Source organism: Corynebacterium frankenforstense (assembly GCF_030211955.1).
GTDB lineage: Bacteria > Actinomycetota > Actinomycetes > Mycobacteriales > Mycobacteriaceae > Corynebacterium > Corynebacterium frankenforstense_A.
This window is the reverse complement of the sequence record NZ_JASODI010000050.1, coordinates 1-446: the sequence shown is the minus strand read 5'-3', so window position 1 is coordinate 446 and position 446 is coordinate 1. Positions and strand designations below refer to the sequence as shown.

1 rRNA gene is annotated in these 446 nt (G+C 59.0%); it reads left to right on the top strand.

The annotated features are described in order from the left end of the window. Positions 1–288, top strand: a 16S ribosomal RNA gene (locus QP119_RS11490); the annotation flags it as partial. Between the last annotated feature and the right edge of the window lie 158 nt (positions 289–446).

Genomic DNA, 446 nt, shown 5'->3' with positions numbered 1-446 from the left:
GCGATACCGTGAGGTGGAGCTAATCCTTTTAAAGCCGGCCTCAGTTCGGATTGGGGTCTGCAACTCGACCCCATGAAGTCGGAGTCGCTAGTAATCGCAGATCAGCAGTGCTGCGGTGAATACGTTCCCGGGCCTTGTACACACCGCCCGTCACGTCATGAAAGTCGGTAACACCCGAAGCCCACGGCCCAACCCTTGTGGGGGGAGTGGTCGAAGGTGGGATCGGCGATTGGGACGAAGTCGTAACAAGGTAGCCGTACCGGAAGGTGCGGCTGGATCACCTCCTTTCTAAGGAGTTTTTCTTATTTTTCTCTCAAATCCGGGTGGACGCACGCCACGTTGGCGGCGGGCAACGGTCACAGATTCAGGGGCCACCACAAAGACCCGTCCTGTCCGGTTCGGGGTGGGTGGTACGTCAGCGCGCTGTCGGGTGTCTGGCACGACAC